This is a genomic window from Pseudomonas sp. R1-43-08 (assembly GCF_003852255.1).
Lineage (GTDB): Bacteria > Pseudomonadota > Gammaproteobacteria > Pseudomonadales > Pseudomonadaceae > Aquipseudomonas.
Genome location: NZ_CP027734.1, coordinates 2,613,621 through 2,632,768, shown reverse-complemented (window position 1 = coordinate 2,632,768; position 19,148 = coordinate 2,613,621). Strand labels below are relative to the sequence as shown.

The 19,148-nt window shown below is 59.2% G+C and carries 19 protein-coding genes and 1 pseudogene; 11 read left to right on the top strand and 9 right to left on the bottom strand.

The window, feature by feature from the left end:
• The first annotated feature begins 107 nt into the window (after window positions 1–107).
• Both C4J87_RS11970 and C4J87_RS11965 read left to right on the top strand, forming a co-directional pair.
• On the top strand, window positions 108–671 hold the full coding sequence (locus C4J87_RS11970; protein WP_124366945.1) for a TetR/AcrR family transcriptional regulator: 564 nt from the start codon (window positions 108–110) through the stop codon (window positions 669–671).
• Window positions 672–713: 42 nt separating this feature from the next.
• Entirely contained in the window at window positions 714–1,193 is a 480-nt protein-coding gene (locus C4J87_RS11965; RefSeq protein WP_124366944.1) for a nuclear transport factor 2 family protein, read from the top strand.
• A gap of 132 nt (window positions 1,194–1,325) precedes the next feature.
• Here the strand turns inward: C4J87_RS11965 and C4J87_RS11960 are convergent, their stop codons facing one another.
• Together C4J87_RS11960 and C4J87_RS11955 are read right to left on the bottom strand one after the other, a co-directional pair.
• Window positions 1,326–2,483, bottom strand: a complete 1,158-nt coding sequence (locus tag C4J87_RS11960; RefSeq protein ID WP_124366943.1) for a PQQ-dependent sugar dehydrogenase — start codon at window positions 2,481–2,483, stop codon at window positions 1,326–1,328.
• A gap of 11 nt (window positions 2,484–2,494) precedes the next feature.
• Window positions 2,495–2,821 carry a hypothetical protein gene (locus tag C4J87_RS11955; protein ID WP_124366942.1) on the bottom strand — a complete coding sequence of 109 codons (327 nt, stop codon included), beginning with the start codon at window positions 2,819–2,821 and terminating at the stop codon, window positions 2,495–2,497.
• A gap of 186 nt (window positions 2,822–3,007) precedes the next feature.
• On the opposite strand from C4J87_RS11955, the gene C4J87_RS11950 reads away from it, so the two are divergent.
• Together C4J87_RS11950 and ligD are read left to right on the top strand one after the other, a co-directional pair.
• Window positions 3,008–3,847, top strand: coding sequence for a Ku protein (locus tag C4J87_RS11950; RefSeq protein WP_124366941.1), 840 nt, complete (start codon window positions 3,008–3,010; stop codon window positions 3,845–3,847).
• 24 nt (window positions 3,848–3,871) lie between these two features.
• Window positions 3,872–6,403, top strand: coding sequence for a DNA ligase D (gene ligD, locus C4J87_RS11945; protein WP_124366940.1), 2,532 nt, complete (start codon window positions 3,872–3,874; stop codon window positions 6,401–6,403).
• A 19-nt stretch (window positions 6,404–6,422) separates the two neighbouring features.
• On the opposite strand, the gene lpxO is transcribed toward ligD, so the two are convergent.
• Together lpxO and C4J87_RS11935 are read right to left on the bottom strand one after the other, a co-directional pair.
• Window positions 6,423–7,322, bottom strand: coding sequence for a lipid A hydroxylase LpxO (lpxO, locus tag C4J87_RS11940; RefSeq protein WP_124366939.1), 900 nt, complete (start codon window positions 7,320–7,322; stop codon window positions 6,423–6,425).
• A 267-nt stretch (window positions 7,323–7,589) separates the two neighbouring features.
• Window positions 7,590–8,927, bottom strand: coding sequence for a Wzz/FepE/Etk N-terminal domain-containing protein (locus tag C4J87_RS11935; RefSeq protein WP_124366938.1), 1,338 nt, complete (start codon window positions 8,925–8,927; stop codon window positions 7,590–7,592).
• Window positions 8,928–9,257: 330 nt separating this feature from the next.
• Between C4J87_RS11935 and C4J87_RS11930 the strand changes: the two genes are divergently transcribed.
• Together C4J87_RS11930 and C4J87_RS11925 are read left to right on the top strand one after the other, a co-directional pair.
• A complete protein-coding gene (locus C4J87_RS11930) occupies window positions 9,258–9,644 on the top strand; it encodes a TIGR03067 domain-containing protein (protein ID WP_124366937.1) in 387 nt (128 codons plus the stop codon).
• A 228-nt stretch (window positions 9,645–9,872) separates the two neighbouring features.
• The gene (locus tag C4J87_RS11925; RefSeq protein ID WP_124366936.1) at window positions 9,873–11,111 is read left to right on the top strand and encodes an MFS transporter; all 1,239 of its coding nucleotides are present in this window, start codon (window positions 9,873–9,875) and stop codon (window positions 11,109–11,111) included.
• A 116-nt stretch (window positions 11,112–11,227) separates the two neighbouring features.
• Here C4J87_RS11925 and C4J87_RS11920 read toward each other — a convergent pair whose 3' ends face one another.
• Window positions 11,228–11,794: a DJ-1/PfpI family protein gene (locus C4J87_RS11920; RefSeq protein WP_124366935.1), complete on the bottom strand. Its 567-nt coding sequence runs from the start codon at window positions 11,792–11,794 to the stop codon at window positions 11,228–11,230.
• 197 nt (window positions 11,795–11,991) lie between these two features.
• On the opposite strand from C4J87_RS11920, the gene C4J87_RS11915 reads away from it, so the two are divergent.
• Complete coding sequence (locus tag C4J87_RS11915; RefSeq protein WP_124366934.1) at window positions 11,992–12,327, top strand: YceK/YidQ family lipoprotein; 336 nt, start codon at window positions 11,992–11,994, stop codon at window positions 12,325–12,327.
• A gap of 104 nt (window positions 12,328–12,431) precedes the next feature.
• Here C4J87_RS11915 and C4J87_RS11910 read toward each other — a convergent pair whose 3' ends face one another.
• Both C4J87_RS11910 and C4J87_RS11905 read right to left on the bottom strand, forming a co-directional pair.
• Window positions 12,432–12,860, bottom strand: coding sequence for a hypothetical protein (locus tag C4J87_RS11910; protein WP_256680064.1), 429 nt, complete (start codon window positions 12,858–12,860; stop codon window positions 12,432–12,434).
• 167 nt (window positions 12,861–13,027) lie between these two features.
• Window positions 13,028–13,456, bottom strand: coding sequence for an RDD family protein (locus C4J87_RS11905; RefSeq protein WP_124366933.1), 429 nt, complete (start codon window positions 13,454–13,456; stop codon window positions 13,028–13,030).
• Window positions 13,457–13,748: 292 nt separating this feature from the next.
• Here C4J87_RS11905 and C4J87_RS11900 point away from each other — a divergent pair, with 292 nt between their 5' ends.
• Window positions 13,749–14,036 (top strand): hypothetical protein, encoded by a 288-nt coding sequence (locus C4J87_RS11900; protein WP_177412793.1) that lies wholly within the window; start codon window positions 13,749–13,751, stop codon window positions 14,034–14,036.
• 66 nt (window positions 14,037–14,102) lie between these two features.
• Here the strand turns inward: C4J87_RS11900 and C4J87_RS11895 are convergent, their stop codons facing one another.
• Window positions 14,103–14,396, bottom strand: coding sequence for a hypothetical protein (locus tag C4J87_RS11895; RefSeq protein ID WP_124366932.1), 294 nt, complete (start codon window positions 14,394–14,396; stop codon window positions 14,103–14,105).
• Between the two features lie 254 nt (window positions 14,397–14,650).
• Here C4J87_RS11895 and C4J87_RS26655 point away from each other — a divergent pair.
• From C4J87_RS26655 to C4J87_RS11880, 3 genes and pseudogenes are all read left to right on the top strand, one after another.
• A pseudogene (locus C4J87_RS26655) lies at window positions 14,651–15,063 on the top strand (site-specific integrase); the annotation flags it as partial.
• A gap of 20 nt (window positions 15,064–15,083) precedes the next feature.
• Entirely contained in the window at window positions 15,084–16,670 is a 1,587-nt protein-coding gene (locus C4J87_RS11885; protein ID WP_124362737.1) for an ABC-F family ATPase, read from the top strand.
• 178 nt (window positions 16,671–16,848) lie between these two features.
• The gene (locus C4J87_RS11880; protein ID WP_124366930.1) at window positions 16,849–18,021 is read left to right on the top strand and encodes an MFS transporter; all 1,173 of its coding nucleotides are present in this window, start codon (window positions 16,849–16,851) and stop codon (window positions 18,019–18,021) included.
• Here C4J87_RS11880 and C4J87_RS11875 read toward each other — a convergent pair.
• Window positions 18,015–19,052 (bottom strand): dienelactone hydrolase, encoded by a 1,038-nt coding sequence (locus C4J87_RS11875; protein ID WP_124366929.1) that lies wholly within the window; start codon window positions 19,050–19,052, stop codon window positions 18,015–18,017. The two genes, C4J87_RS11880 and C4J87_RS11875, sit on opposite strands and share 7 nt — an antisense overlap.
• Window positions 19,053–19,148: the final 96 nt, after the last annotated feature.

The following is a 19,148-nucleotide window of genomic DNA, read 5'->3' as shown; positions in this document are numbered from 1 at the left end:
AATCCGAAGAGGCCCAAAGCTTACACCATGGGGGTGCTCAGGTCTCGTCGGCGCACAGGGGAAAATGCCCATTGACCAAGAAGAACGATCGTTCTACTGTCTGAGGCATGAACGATATGACTCTTAATGAAACCCGCGACATTATTCTCGACGTGACCGAGAAGTTGATTTATCGCCACGGCATCGCCGCCACCGGCATGGACCTGCTGGTGAAAACCGCCGGCGTCTCGAGAAAAAGCATTTATCGCTACTTCAGCAACAAAGATGAGCTGGTGATTGCCGCCCTGCAGCGTCGCGACGAACGCTGGATGCGCTGGCTGCGCACGCAAGTCGAGCGCCATGAAGACAGTGGCGAACGCCTGCTGGCGCTGTTCAGCGCGCTGAAAAGCTGGTTCGGCTCGGCGGATTTTCGCGGCTGCGCCTTTATCAATACCAGTGGCGAAACCGGCAACGCGCAAGCCCCGGTACGCCTGCTGGCCAAGGCCCACAAACAGAAACTGTTCGAGTACGCACTTGAACTGTGTCAAGCACATGGCACCCCCGACCCGGAGCGGCAGGCCGCGCAGCTGCTGATCCTGATCGATGGCGCCATTACCGTTGCCCTGGTGATGGGCGATTCGACGGCTGCCGATACTGCGCAAGCGATGGCGCGGACCCTATTGGGGCTTTGAACTACTGTCGATGCACTTTCATAACTTTTCAGGAGCCGTTGCATGTCCTCTAACCCAGAAGTCCGCCCACCCCTGCCGCCCTTTACCCGCGAGTCGGCGATTGAAAAAGTGCGCCTGGCCGAAGACGGCTGGAACTCACGCGACCCGCAACGGGTGTCACTGGCGTACACGCTGGATACCCAGTGGCGCAACCGCGCCGAGTTTGCCCATAACCGCGAAGAGGCCAAGGGCTTCCTCACGCGCAAATGGGCCAAAGAGCTGGATTACCGACTGATCAAAGAGCTATGGGCCTTCACCGGCAACCGCATCGCCGTGCGCTATGCCTATGAATGGCACGATGACTCCGGTAACTGGTTCCGTTCGTACGGTAATGAAAACTGGGAGTTTGACGAAAACGGCCTGATGGCCAATCGTTTTGCCTGCATCAACGATTTGCCGATCAAGGAAAGTGAACGCAAGTTCCACTGGCCGCTGGGACGGCGGCCGGATGATCATCCGGGATTGTCCGAATTAAGTCTGTAGCCCGATCATTCCCACGCTCTGCGTGGGAATGCCTCCCGGGACGCTCCGCGTCCCTAATACGCACAGGTGACGCGGATCGTCAGGGGCTGCATTCCCACGCGGGAGCGTGGGAACGATCCGCGCGGCTGTTACTCAGTCCTGATTCAGCCCAACTCGATACAGCACCCCATCATCCTCATCCGTCAGCACATACAGGTAGCCATCCGGCCCCTGCCGCACATCGCGAATCCGCGCGTTCAAATCACCCAGCAAACGCTCTTCATGCACGACCTTGTCGCCATCGAACTGCAGCCGGATCAGCTCTTTGCTGGCCAGCGCGCCGATAAACAGGTTGTGCTGCCAGGCCTTGAAACGGTCGGCGTCGTAGAACGCCATGCCACTGATCGCCGGTGACTTCTCCCACACATGGTGCGGTGCCACGGTGCCTTCAGCGGTCTTGCCCTTGGCCTCGGGGATCGGCGTGAGGGAATAGTTGATGCCGTGCGTCGCCAACGGCCAGCCGTAGTTCTTGCCGCGTTCGATGATGTTGATTTCATCACCACCCCGTGGCCCATGTTCGTTTTCCCAGATCGTCCCGCTCCAGGGGTTCAACGCCAGGCCCTGTGGGTTGCGTTGGCCGTAGGACCAGATCTCAGGGCGTACCCCAGGCTGACCAACAAACGGGTTGTCGTCGGGTACGCGACCATCCGCATAAATGCGTACGACTTTACCCTGCAGCTTGTCCAGGTCCTGGGCGGTGGGCCGCACATTGTTTTCGCCCAGGGTCACGAACAGGTAGCCGTCACGGTCAAACGCCAGGCGCGAGCCGAAGTGGTTGCCGGTGGACAGCTTGGGCTCCTGGCGCAGGATCACCGTGAAGTCCTTCAAACCGCTCAAGTCATCGGCCAGACGCCCTCGCCCCACGGCGGTCCCGGCCTTGCCATCCTGGCCGCCCCCTTCGGCGTACGACAGGTAGACCATGCGGTCTTGCTTGAAGTCGGGCGACAGCACTACATCAAGCAAACCGCCCTGCCCCTTGGCCCACACCTGGGGCACGCCGGTCAACGGCGCGGACAGCTTGCCGTCCGGGCTGACAAAGCGCAGTTGGCCGGGCAATTCGGTCACCAGGAAACCTTGCCTGTCCGGCAGGAATGCCACCGCCCAGGGGCGATTCAGGCCCTTGGCGACCGGCGTCGCAGTAATGCTGCCTTGCTCACTGGGAAACTGTTGTGCATCGGCGGCTTGAACCGCAGCCATTGGCAGCAGCGTGGTTGCGCAAAGAGCGGCTAGCAGGGTTTTGCGTAGAAACATAAGACGGATCCTTACCGGCGATTACCGTTGGCATCATAGGTGGGAGCTTTGGTTTCGGTGTTCGGGCGACTGGGCGCGGCGTCACGCTTGGGATAGCTGTTGCCAATCCCGCCGTTTTCCACGGTAGGCCGAGGTTGGGTCGGCGCCGTCTGGATACCGCGAACGGCCGGCGCATTGGGCTGGGTGCCCTGCATGCTGTTGGGGTTGGCCCGGTGGATAGGGCTGTTGTTGGAGTCGTAACGACCCGGCAAGTTTTGCGCCTGGGCCAATGGCACCAGGGCCAGGCCCGAGCCCAGCACTGCAACCAGCGCTGCAAGATGACGCACATAACGGTTCATGACGATGCCTCTCTATGCCGAGGAGTACGTGCTTTCGATAACACGCTACCCCAGGGGTTCGTCTGGCGACATTAAATAGTTGCTCATCAGGTGTAACACGATCTGTCCGAGCATCTGCTCGCCGAAACTTTTGCCCAGGCCCACGAGTCACCAGAACACAGACTTATCTTTGTAGGAGATGCACTTATGCCCCGGGCAATCTGGAAAGGCGCCATCAGTTTCGGTTTGGTTCACATCCCGGTGTCGCTGGTGTCGGCGACGTCTGCCCAAGGCGTCGATTTTGACTGGCTGGACAAACGCAGCATGGACCCGGTGGGCTACAAGCGCATCAACAAGGCCACGGGCAAAGAAATCACCAAGGAAAATATCGTCAAAGGCGTAGCTTACGAAAAAGGCCGCTACGTGGTGCTCAGCGAAGATGAGATCCGCTCAGCCCACCCCAAGTCGACCCAGACCATCGAAATCATCGCCTTTGTCGCCAGCGACCAGATCCCCCTGCAGAACATCGATACGCCCTACTTCCTGGCCCCGGATAAACGCGGCGGCAAGGTCTACGCGCTGCTGCGCGAAACCCTGAAAAAAACCGGCAAGGTCGCCCTGGCCAATGTGGTGTTGCATACCAAGCAGCACCTTGCCGCCTTGATGCCGCTGGAGTCGGCACTGGTGCTGGTCATGCTGCGCTGGCCCGCCGAGGTGCGCAGCCTGGATGAGTTGGAGCTGGGCAGCGATGTGACCAAACCCACCCTGGCCAAGGGCGAGCTGGACATGGCCAAGCGCCTGGTGGAAGACATGAGCGCCGACTGGCAACCCGAGGAGTACCGCGACAGCTTCCAGGAAAAAATCATGGCGCTGGTGGAGAAAAAGGCCAAGGCCGGCAAGATCGAAGACGTGGAATCGACCGAAGGCAGCGAAGAGCGCAAATCGGCCGATGTGATCGACCTGACGGAACTGCTCAAGCGCAGCCTGGCGGGCAAACCTGCGGCGAAAAAAACCGCGGCGAAGAAATCCAACAAAAAGGCCTCTTGAGCCTGCCATTGGCTGGAGAACGACATGGCAAAGCCCCTGAGCGAGTACAACCGTAAACGCGACTTCGGGATCACCGCCGAACCCGCCGGCGACTCACCGGCCGGCAAGCGCAAAGCCTCGGCCCTGAGCTTTGTGATCCAGAAACATGATGCGCGTAACCTGCACTATGACTTTCGCCTGGAACTCGACGGCGTGCTGTTGAGCTGGGCGGTGCCCAAAGGCCCGAGCCTGGACCCGAGCCAGAAGCGCCTGGCGGTCCACGTTGAAGACCACCCGCTGAGTTACGGTGGCTTCGAGGGCAGTATTCCCGCCGGCCAATACGGCGCCGGGGATGTCATCGTGTGGGACCGCGGCATCTGGCAACCCCATGACGACCCGCACAAGGCTTACGCGGCCGGCAAACTCAAATTCAGCCTGGTCGGCGAAAAACTCTCGGGGGACTGGACCCTGGTGCGCACCCGGCTCAAGGGCAGCGGCGACAAGCAACAATGGCTGCTGATCAAGGAAAAGGACCAGCAGGCACGGCCCATCGCCGAATACGATATCGTCCAGGCCGAACCCGCCAGCGTGCTGAGCGACGCGGTGGTCGGCAAGCCCAAGGCCAAGGCTCAGGCAAAAACCAAAGCGGCACCCAAGGCAGCTCCCAAGGCGAGCACGCGCAAGCAGGCCACCGCCGTGCCCGAGCAGTTCTCCCCGCAACTGGCCACCCTGGTCGATCGGGCACCCGAAGGTGACTGGCAGTACGAGATCAAGTTCGACGGTTACCGCATCCTCGCGCGCATCCAGGGAGGTGAAGTGCGCCTGTTCACCCGCAACGGGCACGACTGGACCGAGCGCCTGCCGCGCCAGGCCAAGGCTTTGCAAGCGCTCAAGCTCAAGGACAGCTGGCTGGACGGCGAGGTGGTCAGCCTCAACGGCGACGGCCTGCCGGATTTCCAGGCGTTGCAGAATGCCTTTGACATCGGCCGCAGCCTCGACATCGTCTATTACCTGTTTGACGCGCCCTTCCTGAATGGCCGCGATCAGCGCGAAGACCCGGTCGAAACGCGTCGCGCCGCGCTCAAATCCGCGCTGTCCGCCAGCAAGAGCAAGCTGCTGCGCTTCTCCGAAGCGTTTGCGGCCAACCACCACGACATTTTCGAAAGCGCCTGCGACCTGGCCCTGGAAGGCGTCATCGGCAAGCGTGCCGGCAGCCCTTACGTGTCCAGGCGCAGTGACGACTGGATCAAGCTCAAATGCCGCTTGCGCCAGGAGTTCGTAATTGTCGGTTATACCCGCCCCCAAGGCTCGCGCACCGGGTTTGGCGCGCTGCTGTTGGCGGTCAACGACGACGCCGGGCTGGTATACGCCGGGCGCGTGGGCACCGGCTTCGACCAGGCATCGCTGAAAGCCATCTACACCCAGCTCACCGCGCTCGAGCGCGACGACTCGCCACTGCAAAAGCCGTTGACCAGCGCCCAGGCGCGTGGCGTGCACTGGGTCGAACCGAGCCTGGTCGGCGAGGTGCAATTTGCCGAATGGACCCGTGAAGGCGTGGTGCGCCAGGCCGCGTTTGTGGGCATGCGCACCGACAAGCCGGCCGCGCAGATCATTCACGAACTGCCGCGCGCGGCCAAATCGGTCAAGGCGCCTGCGGCGAAAAAAACCGAGAAGCAGGTGAAAACCGTGAAGGACCTGAAAATCACCCACCCTGATCGCGTCATCGACAAGCAGAGCGGTACGCAAAAGCAGCAACTGGCACAGTTCTACGCCGACACCAGCGCATGGATCCTGCCGTTCCTGCGCAACCGGCCCGTGTCGCTGCTCAGGGCGCCGGAGGGCATCGAAGGCGAACAGTTCTTCCAGAAGCACATCGAACGCATGACGATCCCCCACATCAAGCAACTGGACCAGGCTCTGGACCCCGGCCATGCACGCCTGATGGAAATAGACACTGCAGACGCCCTGGTCGGCGCCGTGCAAATGGGCACGGTCGAGCTGCACACCTGGGGCGCCACCACGGACAAGATCGAAACCCCCGACCTGTTCGTACTCGACCTCGACCCGGACCCCGCCCTGCCCTGGAAGGCCATGCTGGAAGCTGCGCAACTGACCCTCTCGGTGCTGGACGAATTGGGCTTGCAGGCCTTCGTCAAGACCAGCGGTGGCAAAGGCTTGCACCTGATTGTACCGCTGGCCCGGCGAGACGACTGGGACAGCGTGAAAGCCTTCGCCAAGGCCATTGCCCAATTCATGACCCAGCAATTGCCCGAGCGCTTCACGGCCACCAGCGGCCCGAAAAACCGCGTGGGCAAAATCTTCATCGATTATCTGCGCAACGCCAGGGGCGCCAGCACGGTTGCCGCTTACTCCGTGCGGGCGCGGCCCGGCCTGCCGGTTTCGGTACCGGTCAGCCGGGAGGAGTTGAATGGATTGCGCAGTTCCCAGCAATGGACAGTGGCCAACCTGCACGAACGCTTGCAGAGTTTGCAGGCCGACCCCTGGGCCGGCTATGCCAATCGACAGAAGATCAGCAAGAAGATGTGGGACAAGCTGGGCGCGAAGCCACCGAACTGATCCGCGCCATGGGTGGGGCTCAGATAAGGATGAAGATCAGCGCGAGGCCAGCGAAGATCGCCCACTTTTCCAGGTAGTAGCGCGTGCGGTTGCGCTTTTTCAGCTCCTTGCCGCGCAGCCGGATCTTGTACAAGCGGGTAAAGGCGCGGTTGAGGCCGCCGGTCTTGTCGCCTTCATCATTGGGCGAACCCGCAGCGGCCATCACATTGCGGCTGAACCAGCGGTTGAACGCGGCTGCCCAGCGGTATTTCATCGGCCGCTCGATGTCGCAGAACAGAATGATGCGGTTGTGGGCCGTGGTGTTTTCCGCGTAATGGATATAGGTCTCGTCGAACATCACCGGCTCGCCGTCGTGCCAGTAATAGCTCTCGCCGTCCACATTGATATAGCAGCCCGGATCGTTTGGGGTATCCAGCCCCAGGTGATAGCGGTAGGAGCCCGCATAGGGGTCACGGTGACGCACCAGTTTGGAACCCGGCGGCAGCTCGGCGAACATCGCGGCCTTGATCGAGCCGATGCTTTGCACCAGTTCGGTGGTGCGCGGGCACAGCTTCATCGCCGAAGGATGGCTGTCGCCGTACCACTTCAGATAGAAGCGCTTCCAGCCGGACTTGAAGAACGAGTTGAAGCCCACGTCATTGTATTGCTCCGAGCGCTTGATCTCCCCGGCGCGCATCAGGTTCTGAGCTTCCTGGCGGATCTCTTCCCAGTGCGCCTGCAACGGGCTCAGGTCCGGAAAATCGCTGGGCGACAGATAGGGGCGACTGGGTTGCTTGGAGAACAGATACAGGAAGCAGTTGATCGGCGCCAGGAACGTCGAGTGGTCGCTGAGCTGGCGGCCCAACTTGTGTCGCACCCGGCCACGCAAATGTACATACGCGATGGAGGCAACGTAGAGAGCAACAATGATGAGTTTCAAGGGATTCGTCACACGTCAGGGAGAGAACAGGCTGCTCCTGCGTGCCCACAACGGCCGAGGATGGATAAGCAGCACCTGAAATCACAATTCACATACAGGCGACACGACCGGCTGGAGGACCCTCCGATGTGTGACCATTGGCCGTTATTTAGCCATACTTTGTAACCAAAGGTTAACTAAGAATTGTGAAAAGCTGTCCACTGAGTGTGTTGGGGAGGTTGCGCAGGCGGGCCCCCAGGACCCGCCGGCCAGAGACGTCGCTACGGCTTAAAGCTGATCGTCCTTACGTTCACGGCGTGAAAAACTGCTGTCTTCCAATGCCGAATACGGTACCGCCTGACGCTGGGTAAACATGAGGTGGCGGACCAGCGCGACCATCAGCCCGAGCAGTAACCCGCCCACCAGGCTCAACGCAATGACCAGAGCTTTTTTCGGTTTGATCGGCGCCAGAGGCTCCTGGGCGCGACGGTCAATTGTCACCAGCTTCAGGTTGCTCATGTCGATGTTCAAACCACGCAACCTGGCGACTTCGGCGCGAAGCGGCTCGACGTCCTGCAGGAAGATGTCTTCATTGCCACGTTTGCGCAGCACTTCAACTTCGCGGTTGGCGTCCAACAGCTGGAGCTCCTTGCCAATTTCGGCAATACGCGGATTGGTGAAGTCATCGCTGGTGCGCTTTTGCAGCGCGGCGCGTTCGGCCTCCAGGGCCTCGGTACCCATGAAGTACAGCGGAATTTTCTGATTGTTGACTTCGGTGCGCATCACCTGGCTCGAGCCGGTTCGCGCGGAGTCGGCCATGGAGGATGGCGTGGTCGGTGTCCTGATCCCCATGGACTGAGCGATGCCGATGGCTTCAGCCAATTCCGCCAGGCGGTTGGTCCGCTCCATTTTCATCTGCAAGCGCAGGGCGCTGAGTTCGTCCTGCAATTGGGCGCGCTTGAGACGGTCCGCCTCGAGCAACTTGGCGATTTTCGATTCCTTTTCGGTGTCGTAGTTGGCCCGGGCGGCGTCGATCTTGCCCTTGAGCTCAGCCAGCCGGTTGTTCACGATCACCTTGAGGTCGGCGCCGACCTGCTGACGCTCTGCGGCAATGGCGTAGTCGACAAACCCGTTGAGAATTTTCACCCCATCAACATCGGTCGGGTACTGCAATTCCAGACGGATGTAGTTGCTCAGCGAGTCGGACTTCTTCGGGTCCGGCAGGATCAGATTGACCGAGTTCCGATTGAAGGCTTCAAAACTCTGTTCCAGGGTTTGCCCGGGTTTCTGAAACGCCTTGAACAATTCCTCGTGATCCTTGAAGAACCCAAGGCGAGCCTCGTAGGAGTCCAACTGCGCGCCCACTTTGAGCAACGCATCGGCGGGCGGCAATTTATACACTTCAGAGCGGTTCAACGCGTCCAGCTCGTTGATCGCCGCAGGCCGTAGCACGCTGCTGACCTCGTAGGTCTTGGGCGCCAGGAAGGCATACCCCGCACCTAGAACGCCCGCCAGAACCGTACAACCCACGATCAGCTTTTTTTGTCGCCAGATGGCGTGAAACAATTCAAACAGATCAATTTCATCAGACGCTACAGCGGGCGCAGGCGGGGAAGTACGATTCAAAATAAGCACACCTTAATTAATACTAAAAGGCCATCACTCGAAGAAACCCTAAAGCTTCAAATCAGGGACAACGCCCTGAGCACGGCGGACCAATGGCAATCTGACTACTGAGTCTGACGAAAAATCCCGCGTATTTAAGGATTATTTCTGCTTTATGTCGATGTGTAGCCAAAAAGATATTTTGATGTGGGATTAATCACGCTACAAGCGTAGCTAATACAACATGAAAATGCTGTCAAATAGCTGTCCCATAAAGAAAAATCCTGCCACCTGAAAGCACTGGTCCTGTGCGGATACAATCCCCTCCCCCCTTCAGCAAAAGGAAGTTGCATGTCATCCCCTTCAGTCACGGATTACCACGCCCTGCAAGGTGCCTGGGAGCAAACCGCCCTGGAAGACAATGGCGTACTCAATCCTGCCGATGCACATAGCGCGCCAGGTGCCATCACCAGGATCAGCGGCGACACGTTTGAAGTCGTCACGGTCGAGGGCGACCTCTTGCTGGCGGGGCGTTTTGTCCTGGATGCCGAAACCACGCCCAAGAGCATTACCTGGGTGGATGCCATCGGCGCGGACGCCGGCAAGTCGCTACCAGCCAGCTACCGGCTAGAAGGTGATCATTTTGTATTTATCGCTGCCGATGAAGGCATGCCCCGGCCCACCGTGTTCAGTACCGGCCCGGGGCAAACCATGCGCACCTTCGTACGCCGGGCATGAACGGCGCTCTTATCCGCTTTGATCATCGCATTTTCACAAGGCCTTCACGTTCCGGCCTATAGGGTGAAGCCTACCTACTCCAGTGATTCCCTTGGCCCGCCGTTATGTGCGGGCTTTTTTTTGCGCGCCGAAAAACGCCCTGGGCCAGCGCGAAACTTATCGCCAGGCGCGCAGGTCACTAGCCCAACGCGTGTCCGGCCCCTGGACAGCGTCCTGGAAGGTTGCATCGTGGCCCATCATTCAGACCTGCGCATTGCCTTGTCCCTGGACAGCCTGAATTTCTTCCTCGCGGATGTGCGCGACGGCCTGGGCCCGTACCTGGCGATTTATCTGCTGGCGGTACATAAATGGGACCCGGCCAGCATTGGCGTGGTCATGACCCTGGCGGGTATTGCCGCGCTGATCACCCAGGGTCCGGCAGGCGCATTGATCGACCGTACCCGCAGCAAACGCGCGGTGATTGCACTTGCCGCGCTGCTGGTCACGCTCAGTTGCCTGATGCTGCCCTTCGTCAGTTCGTTTGGCTGGGTGGCGCTGACCCAGGCCGCCAGCGCCATCGCCGCGTCGGTGTTCGCCCCGGCGATTTCCGCGATTTCCCTTGGCATCACCGGGCCGCGCGCGTTTACTCGGCGTACCGGACGCAACGAAACCTTCAATCACGCCGGTAACGCCGTGGCAGCATTGCTGGCCGGGGGTTTGGCTTATCTATTCGGGCCGGTGGTGGTGTTTTACCTGATGGCGTTTATGGCCGTCGCCAGTGTCATCGCGGTCGGTTGCGTGCCGGGCAAGGCGATCGACCATGAGGTGGCCCGGGGCTTCGACCCCGCGCATCATACTGACCATGAGCAGCCCTCGGGCCTGAACGTCTTGCTCGCCAACCGCCCCTTGTTGCTGTTCGCCATCTGCTGTGCGCTGTTTCACCTGGCCAATGCCGCGATGCTGCCGCTGGTCAGCCAGAAGCTGTCGCAGATCAACCTGCAGATGGCCACGCCATTGACCTCGGCCTGCATCGTCGCAGCGCAATTGGTGATGGTGCCGACGGCTATGCTGGTGGGGGCCAAGGCCGACCTCTGGGGGCGCAAGCCGCTGCTGCTGGCCGGTTTCATGATTCTGCCGTTGCGCGGCGTGCTTTATACCCTGTCCAGCGACCCCTACTGGCTGGTTGCCGTGCAGATGCTCGACGGCATCGGCGCGGGCATTTTCGGCGCGCTGTTCCCCGTGATCGTCAAGGACCTGACCCAAGGCACCGGCCGCTTCAATGTCAGCCTCGGCGCGCTGTCCACGGTATTTGGCCTGGGCGCGGCGCTGAGCAGCAGCCTGGCAGGCTTCGTGGTGCAAATGGCCGGCTACAACGCCGCCTTCCTGACCCTGGCCGGGGTGGCGGCCGTCGCGTTGCTGCTGGTAGGGCTGGCCATGCCCGAGACACTGGCAAAACCATCCTTCGCTCGCCATACACCTGTTGCCTGACATATGCGACAATGCGCGCCAAATTCCAACACACAGATTTTGCGCTCAGCGACCGGGTTTCGCGCCTCGATGTCGCTGTTGGCGCATGTCTGAAGGCTCCTGCCGGGACGACGCGATCACCCATGTTCCGCTGCCAACATTGACCTGAACTGAGAAATGCTCTCTGAAGATAGCCCGGCACCTTCAAACACTGCGCAGGTGAAGCTAACGGGGGCGGTGCCTGGAGCAGTAATGATGCGGTCTGCCATCACCGCTATCGAGCTGCTTCGGTAAAGCGTGCAGCCTTCATAACTGACGGCACTCTGTAAGAAGTCAGCGCTGTTCGAGGTATGAGGAACCGTGTCTAGAAGACCGGCCCTCGCAAGTGCCAGCGTTCCTCCACAGATACCGGCAATGGTTGCTCCACTTGAACGACTGGCATGAAGAAAGTCCCGAATATCCGGGGCTTCTGCACTGTCCCAGACCATCCCTCCAATGACGACGACAACGTCCGGTTTCCAGTCCAGACATTGTTGCAAGCTGCTATCGACCGTTACAGCCAATCCACCCTGCGAACGAAACTGCCCCGTAGTAGGAGCAAAAAACCTGACGTCGATCCCGTAAAACGGGGACGCCGTACCAGCAATGAAAGCATATTCCCAGTCCGCAAAACCGGGTGTCAGTATCAAACCCACGCGTGCCATCAGTCAGAATCCTCCATGAATGTCGTAACATATGACGACAACAAACAGACATCAAGGCCTGCGCCCTACGGCCAGCGCCAGCACGTTCGCAGCAAGAATCTGCTTTTGTGCTGCGCCCATGCTGTCCTCCAGGCAAGAAAAAAGCTGCAATATGCGACTTCGGTTAACCTTTATATTTTGTGGCAAGGAGCCATGTGATGTATTCGAAAGTCGTCTTAATGATTTTTGCAGCTGTTTCTGCGTCAGGTTGTGGGACCGTCAATACCACGTTCAGAGACGACGCTATCGCGAGCAACAAGCTTGCCCGATGGCACTCGCACTGTGATTCAGTTCCGAGAATCTATAGCGGTGCCGTTTTTGATTACTGCACACTCAATGCTGAGCCCCGCCACGGCACGGGCTTTGACGGATATCCCTCAGCGTCATTAATTGCGCTTGATATGGCCTTGTCTGGAGTGACGGACACGATACTGTTGCCCTATACGATTTATCTTCAGAGGAAGCATGGAGATATAAAAAAGTCGAGTTTCTGATCAGTCTTTCGCCGACGAATTTAATCAGCCACCACTTCTTCAGAGGTGCATTAGAGGTCGTATATCTGAATTTTTGGAAGCAAAACCGCTTTCTTGATCTTCAATCAGTGTTTCAAAGCATCACATTGTGCACGTAGGTCCCTATCGTCGATCGAACCGCAACTACCGTTGTTGGTTCTTGCGTTACACAGATAGCGCTGATCGCGGTCGTCAATGCTATTGCAGCTACCTCCGTTGGTTTCCGCATTGCAGGCATAGCGCAGGTCCCTATCGTTGATCGAACCGCAACTACCACGGCCTTCTTTGGCTTTGCAGTAAGCGCGCTGGTCCGAATCGCCAATACTGTCGCAGCCCGCAAAGGTATAGCCGCTAATCATCATCAGCAGTAAAAAGAATACTCTCATAGTTTTCCTTCCTAGGTTTGCTGGGAACTTAGCCGGTTTTCTCAGCCCGCTATGACGCGCTTCGTTCATCTTTAGCGCCATACACCCCGCCAGCATCGCCACCGCGACCGCCGCTATTAAAATTCGCATGTCGCTTCCTGTTCTTAAATCGAATCGATATCTACAGCGCTCATCGGGCGCAAGTACTCACAACGCCGGATATTTTTTCTGACGGAGATTGCCATGTACGGTCACTGCCATTCCAGCTAAAACACTCCGCATGTCGTTCCCTCTTTGGTTTGGCAGGCCTGCAACAGTTACAGCTGCTTAAATCGAACTACTACGGTGGATGCGAGCATGTCTCCTAAGCGCTTCCGTGAGCCAAAGAAAATAAATATCCAGTCAAAAATGCTCAGAATGGGCGTAGTGATGTTTCGCATAAAAGATTGATATAGATTGCAATTAAGGTGGCTGCGCTCGTCAATCACTGACATCCCCAACAATTTTTTACCCACGCTTTGACCGTTAGGCATTGCGTCGGAGAATAGGTAATAAGCCGCAGCAGCGCCGAAAGCCAGGACCGCGACCACATCTGGAGAAAAACCAACAAACTCAGTCGCGCGCCCGACGAAAAATAGCACAAAGAGGGTAATTAACGAGTCAATCCATTGCCCTCCAAGCCGACGCCCTAATCCGGCCAGGTTGTCTGGCTTCCGGTACTCGTTTTGCGTGGTACTCACTTCCATGCGTTTCCGCTCCAATGGATTTGATTTCAATATTTTCAGATGCAAAAAGTACAGCGCTTGGCTGGGCTATGTCTCATTGTTGGCGGACTTCTAAAATCGTCGCACTTGGATACTTAGCGAGTATTTTCCGGTCAGCCTCCCGCTGATCCACCCCGTTCTGAAGCAGATCGCTCATTCCGGAACCGTTGCTTGCTTTCAACTTGAACACGAATGTTCTCACTGTTGCCACGTTGCGGCTCCTTCGCTTTGATTGGAAACCCACGATGGCACTTTGCCTCGCCAGGCATCCAGTGTGGCTCCGGGCAATCAGGGAAACGGCGGGGAACTCGCCACCTTGGAGGCGAATGCTGAAAATGCCGATGATCGGAAACGCCACGGTACCTATCTCGGTGGAAGTAACCACCACAATGCCAAATTGACCAAGGGTCAGGCGGTGGCGATTCGGACAAAGCGAAGAGCGGGCGCGCGCGTGCAGGATCTCGCGGCCGAGCCTGGAGTGAGCGTAACTACCATCGAATCCATTATTTACAACCGGAGCTACTTGTCGCCAGGCGTCGAGTTCAAGCGGATGACGCTATGATCGCTACCCTCTGGTTCGAATACGTCTTCATCTACAAGGGGCCAAGGCCATGGCTGTGAAGTCCAGCTAGCGCGACACCGCCGTCATTTTCGTTGGAAAAAGCGATCTCAGAGCGACCGAAAGAGCCGCCGCTATGAAGGAAGCGGCAATTTTCGAAGATGAATGAATCACATTGAGAAAATCACCGAAGGTCGCCGTCCCCGGATCAGCTTTCAGGAGAAATAACACGATGAAGCCAAGATAGCAGCCTAGAGCACACCCCAAAAAAAGCCTCATTTCAGAACGCGCAAAAGCTATGGAGCGTTGAGTTAACAAAGCACCACTGTGGGCGGCGCTTCTTAGCGACTCGTTGAAATTCATAGGCTGGATCCTTCCATTGATTGATGGCGGACCATTAGTAAATCAACACAAAACAAACCCCAATCCCCCTGCATGCCTGCCGATGACCAGGCCGCTGATCCTCGAGTGCGGTGTACACCCTGACAAATTTGCCGGGGTGAACCTGCCCTCGATCATCGGCGCGTGCCAGGCGTGATGATCGCAAACAAATGCGACCCGGTCGGCGCCGGCCACGGCTGCGCTTACCGCCTCGGTTCTATCGCAGAAACAGGCGGGACCGTTTCGTATTGTTGTATGAGCGCGCCATGCACGCGTTGAAATTTGCGAGGGGTACGCGGAGCGTCGGAAAAAAGGCAAAGGGAACGTGCTGGAAACGCCCTCCATTTTCCCGCCGTCAAAGAACTCGGAGTACGTGAAACAGACATCTGACCTGCACAAGCAGTGGGTGCCGACGCTGAAAGCCCTGAATATCCGTCGTCGACCGCCATACAACTGTCGTCACACCTATGCGACAATATGCATTATGTCTGGCATGAACCCCGCCTTCATCTCCCAGCAGCTCGGCCATAGCGTGCAGATGCTGCTCTCGACTTATGCGCGTTGGATCAACTCAAGCTCAGATTGGAGCGAAATGGAAAAGCTCCAAATTGGTCCCAAATTGGTCCCAGTTCAAATAAGCGCACTCTAAGCTATTGATAGGTAAAGTAATTGATCTCCACAGCTAACATCACCATGCAGTTCGGCGCCAAGCCGCTCTTCGAGAACGTCTCGGTCAAGTTCGGCGCCGGCAACCGCTATGGTTTGATCGGTGCCAACGGTTGCGGCAAGTCGACCTTCATGAAAATCCTCGGCGGCGACCTTGAACCGTCCGGCGGCCAGGTCATGCTCGAGCCGAACGTGCGCCTGGGCAAGCTGCGCCAGGACCAGTTCGCCTACGAAGAATTCACCGTGCTCGACACCGTGATCATGGGCCACGAAGAGCTGTGGAAGGTCAAGGCCGAACGCGACCGCATCTACTCGCTGCCGGAAATGAGCGAAGAAGATGGCATGGCCGTGGCCGAGCTGGAAACCGAGTTCGCCGAGATGGACGGCTACACCGCCGAATCCCGCGCCGGTGAGCTGCTGCTGGGCCTGGGGATTCCCCTGGAACAGCATTTCGGCCCGATGAGCGAAGTGTCGCCCGGCTGGAAACTGCGAGTATTGCTCGCCCAGGCGCTGTTCTCCGACCCGGAAGTGCTGTTGCTCGACGAACCGACCAACCACTTGGACATCAACACTATTCGCTGGCTGGAAAACATCCTGACCCAGCGCTCCAGCCTGATGATCATCATCTCTCACGACCGTCACTTCCTGAACAGCGTGTGCACCCACATGGCTGACCTGGACTACGGCGAGCTGCGCCTGTTCCCGGGCAACTACGACGAGTACATGACCGTGGCGACCCAGTCCCGCGAGCAACTGCTGTCGGACAACGCCAAGAAGAAGGCGCAGATCTCCGAACTGCAGTCCTTCGTCAGCCGCTTCTCGGCCAACGCCTCGAAAGCCAAGCAGGCCACTTCCCGCGCCAAGGCGATCGACAAGATCCAACTGGCCGAGGTCAAGCCTTCGAGCCGTGTGAGCCCGTTCATCCGTTTCGAACAGAACAAAAAGCTGCACCGCCAGGCGGTCATGGTCGAGAAGATGGCCAAAGGTTTTGACGGCAAACCGTTGTTCAAAGACTTCAGCTTCCAGGTTGAAGCCGGCGAGCGCGTGGCGATCATCGGCCCGAACGGCATCGGCAAGACCACCCTGCTGCGCACCCTGGTCAACGAACTGACCCCGGACGCCGGCAGCATCAAGTGGACCGACGCCGCGGAACTGGGCTACTACGCCCAGGACCATGCCCATGACTTCGAAGACGACCTCACCCTGTTCGACTGGATGGGCCAGTGGACCCAGGGCGAGCAGATGATTCGTGGCACATTGGGCCGCATGCTGTTCTCCAACGACGAAATCCAGAAGTCGGTAAAAGTGATCTCCGGTGGTGAACAAGGCCGCATGCTGTTCGGCAAGCTGATCCTGCAAAAGCCGAACGTGCTGATCATGGACGAACCGACCAACCACTTGGACATGGAATCTATCGAAGCGCTGAACCTGGCGCTGGAGAACTACCCGGGCACGCTGATCTTCGTCAGCCACGACCGTGAGTTCGTATCGTCCCTGGCTACCCGCATCATCGAGTTGAGCGCAGACGGCGTGATCGACTTCAGCGGCACCTATGACGATTACCTGCGTAGCCAGGGCGTGGTGTTCTAAGAACAGCGCATAGCTGCCGGGGCAAACAGGTTCAAATGTGGGAGGGGGCTTGCCCCCGATGGCGGTGTATCAGTCACCTATGAGTGGGCTGAGCCACCGCTATCGGGAGCAAGCCCCCTCCCACATTAGACAGCGCAGTGGCATCATGACCGCACCGCCCGCCAGCGAACGAGTTCACATGCCTGCCGCCCCCTCCTCCCTGTCGATCACCCTGCAGATCGTCTCCATCGTCTTCTACACCTTCATTGCCTTCATCTGCATCGGCCTGCCGATTGCAGTAATTCCAGGCTATGTGCACGAACACCTGGGCTACAGCGCCGTGGTGGCCGGGGTCACCATTGGTTCGCAATACCTGGCCACCTTGCTCAGCCGGCCGATGGCTGGGCGCATGTCGGACAACGTTGGCACCAAGCGCGCCATTGTGCTGGGCCTGGCCGGCATCCTGATCAGTGGCGTGCTGACGTTTATCGCGGTGCTGCTGGAGGGTCTGCCAGCGCTGAGCCTGACCATCCTGATCGCCGGTCGGCTGTTGCTGGGCGTGGCCCAGGGCTTGATTGGCGTGGGCACCATCAGTTGGTGCATGGGCGCGGTCGGCACCGAACACACGGCCCGGTCGATTTCCTGGAACGGCATCGCTTCCTACGGCGCCATCGCCATTGGCGCGCCGCTGGGGGTGGTGATGGTCGCCGACTATGGCTTCGCCAGCCTGGGCCTGGCGCTGACGGGGCTGGCCGCGCTGGGCCTGATGCTGATCCGCAACAAACCCTCGGTGCCAGTGGTGCGTGGCGAGCGCCTGCCGTTCTGGGCGGTGTTCGGACGTATCGCACCGTTTGGCGCCAGCCTTTGCCTGGCCTCGATTGGCTACGGCACGCTGACCACCTTTATCACCTTGTACTACCTCAATCGCGGCTGGACCGGCGCAGCGTACTGCCTGACGGTATTTGGCGTGTGTTTTATCGCGTCGCGCCTGGTGTTCATTTCTGCCATCAGCCGCGTGGGCGGTTTCACCGCCGCCATCGCCTGCATGCTCATCGAGACTCTGGGCCTTACGCTGTTGTGGCTGGCGCCGTCGACCGGCGTGGCGCTGATTGGCGCGGGGTTGACCGGCATCGGCTTGTCACTGGTGTACCCGGCGCTCGGGGTCGAGGCCATCAAGCGCGTGCCAGACAGTAGCCGTGGCGCCGGGCTGAGTGCGTATGCGGTGTTTTTCGACCTGGCCCTGGCGATTGCCGGCCCGTTGATGGGCGCGGTGGCGCTGAACCTCGGCTATGGCTGGATCTTCTTCTGCGCGGCGCTGCTGTCAGTCACGGCGCTGGCACTGACCGTGCTGCTCAAGCGTCGCGCTTACTGATCGGCCGTCTGTAACCCGGCACGGGTGGCCTCGCCGAGGGTGTGACTGAAAAAGCGCCCGGCCTCGGAGACCAGATCGCGATGGATGCCCTCACGGTCGACACCGTCGGCATCGGTGCAGATGGCCGGCATCGTCGCCAATTGGTCGCTGTCGCACGGCGCCATGAACACGAAGTGCCCTGCCCCGGCCAACAGTTTGAAGTCCGGCGGCTCCGGCAGTTTGCGCGCCAGGGCGGCGGCGTTCTTGTCCACGGCCACCAATTTGTCGCCATCGCCACTGTAGAGCAGCACCGGTACGTGCACGTCAGCCAGGGTGTGGCGACCAAACATCAGGCTCAGCGGCGCCATCAGCATCAGCGCATGGATGCGCGGGTCGGCCTGGGGCTGCAAGTCGTCACGGTCGACCACCAGTTCGCCTTTGGTGGTGCAGGCGTCACGGTCCTCCGGGCGCTGCTGGCAATAGCGGCGCAGGCGCTCGAAATCCGGCTTGGCCCCCGCCAGGATCAGCGCGGTTTCACCGCCGGCCGAATAGCCGATCACGCCCACTTGGTCGATGTCGACGAAGGGCGACAGCATCGGGTCGTCCAGCGTCGCGGTGATTGCCTGGGAAATCTGGATCGGCCGGCCATACAGATTGCTCACGGTGCCCAGGCGGCTGTGATCCTTGTAGTTGTCGCCGGGGTGCAGCACCGCCACCACCACAAAGCCCTTGCGCGCCAGCGAAGTGGCCAGGTCATGCAGAGCCAGCGGCGTGCCGGTATTGCCGTGGGACAACATCAGCATCGGGAAACGGCCGATGGCAACCTTGGCGTCTTCGCCGGCAGCCACATGGTAGGCGCCCAACGTCGTGGTGTGCTCGGTGTCGGTGGAGGGGTAGAACGCAATGGCCTTCATCGGCTGCGAATCCAGCGGGTCCAGGACGCTCATGCGATGAAAGCCCACACTCCAATGGGGGTGCGGCGCAGGCGCGGCGTGCACTGAAAGCAGGCCGCCGCACAGGGAAAGAACCAAAACAGCACAGAGACGCATCATGGGGATGTCCACCTTTGCTGCGTGAGAACCGGCATGCCGTATGAAAATTCCAGGGTAGTGAACCCAAGCGTGCATAACCTGGGCCATAAATGCAAA

Bases quoted from the DNA above. Each gene is read 5' to 3' on its own strand.
- C4J87_RS11875 (WP_124366929.1), bottom strand. From the start codon at position 19,052: ATGATGCGTCTCTGTGCTGTTTTGGTTCTTTCCCTGTGCGGCGGCCTG.
- C4J87_RS11950 (WP_124366941.1), top strand. From the start codon at position 3,008: ATGCCCCGGGCAATCTGGAAAGGCGCCATCAGTTTCGGTTTGGTTCAC.
- C4J87_RS11880 (WP_124366930.1), top strand. From the start codon at position 16,849: ATGCCTGCCGCCCCCTCCTCCCTGTCGATCACCCTGCAGATCGTCTCC.
- C4J87_RS11965 (WP_124366944.1), top strand. From the start codon at position 714: ATGTCCTCTAACCCAGAAGTCCGCCCACCCCTGCCGCCCTTTACCCGC.
- C4J87_RS11955 (WP_124366942.1), bottom strand. From the start codon at position 2,821: ATGAACCGTTATGTGCGTCATCTTGCAGCGCTGGTTGCAGTGCTGGGC.
- C4J87_RS11920 (WP_124366935.1), bottom strand. From the start codon at position 11,794: ATGGCACGCGTGGGTTTGATACTGACACCCGGTTTTGCGGACTGGGAA.
- C4J87_RS11895 (WP_124366932.1), bottom strand. From the start codon at position 14,396: ATGAATTTCAACGAGTCGCTAAGAAGCGCCGCCCACAGTGGTGCTTTG.
- C4J87_RS11970 (WP_124366945.1), top strand. From the start codon at position 108: ATGAACGATATGACTCTTAATGAAACCCGCGACATTATTCTCGACGTG.
- C4J87_RS11905 (WP_124366933.1), bottom strand. From the start codon at position 13,456: ATGGAAGTGAGTACCACGCAAAACGAGTACCGGAAGCCAGACAACCTG.
- C4J87_RS11910 (WP_256680064.1), bottom strand. From the start codon at position 12,860: ATGCGAATTTTAATAGCGGCGGTCGCGGTGGCGATGCTGGCGGGGTGT.
- C4J87_RS11930 (WP_124366937.1), top strand. From the start codon at position 9,258: ATGTCATCCCCTTCAGTCACGGATTACCACGCCCTGCAAGGTGCCTGG.
- ligD (WP_124366940.1), top strand. From the start codon at position 3,872: ATGGCAAAGCCCCTGAGCGAGTACAACCGTAAACGCGACTTCGGGATC.
- C4J87_RS11915 (WP_124366934.1), top strand. From the start codon at position 11,992: ATGTATTCGAAAGTCGTCTTAATGATTTTTGCAGCTGTTTCTGCGTCA.
- C4J87_RS11960 (WP_124366943.1), bottom strand. From the start codon at position 2,483: ATGTTTCTACGCAAAACCCTGCTAGCCGCTCTTTGCGCAACCACGCTG.